Annotated in this window: 2 protein-coding genes; both read left to right on the forward strand. The window is 37.5% G+C overall.

All coding sequences use genetic code 11. From position 1 onward, the window contains the following. The first annotated feature begins 437 nt into the window (after positions 1 to 437). A complete protein-coding gene (locus Q0095_RS02425; protein WP_297881029.1) occupies positions 438 to 914 on the forward strand; it encodes a hypothetical protein in 477 nt (158 codons plus the stop codon). 15 nt (positions 915 to 929) lie between these two features. Then, positions 930 to 2,580, forward strand: a 1,651-nt coding sequence (locus Q0095_RS02430; protein ID WP_297881031.1) for a hypothetical protein, incomplete at its 3' end; no start/stop codon positions are given.

Consider the following 2,580-nt stretch of genomic DNA (forward strand, 5'->3'; position numbering starts at 1 on the left):
CGTAATCGACGAAAACGAAACCGCCGAAGCGTAGGCGGAATTTATAAATTTATCGATGAAATTCAAACACGACTTTTGTTAATCCGCGCGATTTCTGCGCGCTAGCGCGTTTATTTGCGCTTTGATTTGCGGGCGGCAAAATTTTGTAAAATTTTATACGTGCGCGGCGAACGGCTAAATTTTAAAATTTTATCCATGCGCACAGGCGGTGGAATTTTAGAATTTCATCTAAGTAGCAGGCGGCGAGTTATCGGCAAGAGATAGGCAAGAAAACAGCGCCTGTATAAAACGAAATTTTAAAATTTCACGCGGCGCGGCAAGATGAAATTTGGCGTATATTTAGCCATTTGTGCGAATGACTAAACGATTTGTCGCAAGAGCAAAGGCGGCACCAACCCGCAAGCGGTCTAAAATTTTAAATTCTTAAGGAGGAGAGAATGGCGTTTGTTGCAGAATATATTTCGAAAGAGGATATTGAGAAATACGACTTACTAAAACCGAGTAATGAGATATGTGAAAAGTATCATCAAGTTAAGCTGGAATGGGCTATTCTAAATTCAAGAGACTGGTGTATAGATCGAGAAAGAGGTATTTGGCTTTTTGTAGTGCGTAGTATTATTATTGGGGATCCAAGAGATATGAATTATAGCGGCGAAGTTATATGGCTTTTACACTATAAAGGCAAAGATATAGAGATCGATTTAAGGAATATACATAACAAAAATACTAGTACGAAAATTACGGATAATCCGTTTAAAATAATCTATGAGCTAGAATCCATAAGAAGTGATATCGGGAATATACCAAAGCAAGAGATTGTAGATATTTTAAAAGAAATTTTAAATGAATATGGCGATGGAGGATCTATTATCCCAAAAGAAAATATTCAAGTAACTTTTATATCAAAAATTTAAAGTAAAGGATGAAATATGGGCTATACGGTAGAACAAGCAAATGCTGAACTAAGAAAAATAGTAGAGGGTAAGTTGCCTGCAACAAAGGCTGAGCTAACTAGAATAATAGAAAATTTAAGCGTGGAGACTAGCGGTCAAAAGACGGTTTTGTATTCGGGTATGGATATGAATGAAATAGATAAACTTACTAAGGATCCAAAACTAAGAATACTCAATAATACAGAAGCGTATAAATTTCTAGATAAAATACAAGATAATAAAGATTTTGCAGATGCTTGGAAAAAAATTACTGGAGAAAAAAATCCTAATTTTGATAATCATAGCTCCCCTGTCGGTAAATTTATCGGCGGCGAAGACCCGGTTAATGGTAAGCCTAGAAAAATGGGTGCTTGGGATATAATCTCTAAAAATTTTGTAAAAACTACCAAAGGCGGAGAAATAGTAGCTTTAGTGGGAAACAATGCCGGCACTGGTAGGGTATTTTATCAAACCGAGCTCCCCGAGCTTCTCAAAAATGAAAATATCACTAAAATCAACGGTATGGATAAGACAGAATTAGTTTCTAAGCTAAATTCTTGTGCTACCGATAAAGAAAAACTGAATTTTATAATAAGCGACAGAAAAACGGTGCTAGAAATAACCGGTAAAAGCGAACTATACGAGCTAAATCAAAAAGACTTCGAAACCGCTAGAAAAAATATCAAATATAATGAGATCTTGGATGCTAAAACAAAAGATTTGATCGCCCGTCAAAATCAAAAAGCGAGTGGTAATACCGAACATACGATAGGAAATAAAAAGCCTACAGATGCACCGATAGAGATAGGCGACAACGAAAAGAAGATCGATAAAATCACAAGAGAGATTGTTAATAATGAGAAAATGTCATATGGCGATAAGATCAAAGAGATTAGTAAATTCGGACAAAAGAGCCTACCTAAGGTCTTTAATACATTAAATAAAGCAGGAACAGCAGGTCTTATCTTGGGCGCAGGAGTGGCTTCGTATGAGGTTGCACAAGCTATAAAAGATGGAGATACGAAGCGAGCCTCTGAGATTATAGGTGAATATGGGGCATCTATGGGAGGAGGATATCTTACAGCAAAAGTAGCTTTGGCTACAGTAGGAGGAACGGCAACGTTAGGAACAGCTTTACTTACGATGCTAATCAGCGCCGGAGGAAGCGAACTGGTTTTATATCTTTACAAAAATAGAGATATCCTTTTATACTTTATTAACCCTGCAGATGATAGATGGGATGGAAAAACCCCTTTTGCCGATTTCTGGTCAAGTATGCTTAAAGGAGAAAGAAGCCCTAAAGAAATATTGGAGATGGCTTCTTATTTATTTAATCCTTTTGATCCTAATTGGAAAGGTAGGGACTCTGAAGATATTGAAAGGTTCAAAGTCTTTTGGTCCCCCTACCTGGACGATCCGCGCAAGTTCCTCCAAGACGCTAAAAATTTCTACGGTCAATTAATTGCCTCTATTTTTAACTTCTTAATCTACGACCCTCTCGCCCTTGATCTTAACGGCGATGGCAAGATCGGTATCAATCCTATATCCATAACGGCTTCGGATAAAAAATCAGGCTCGAATAATAATAATGAAAACGGCGGAGCCTACTTCGATCACAACGGCGACGGAGTATCTCACAGATCATCTT

The organism is uncultured Campylobacter sp. (assembly GCF_938045535.1).
GTDB lineage: Bacteria > Campylobacterota > Campylobacteria > Campylobacterales > Campylobacteraceae > Campylobacter_B.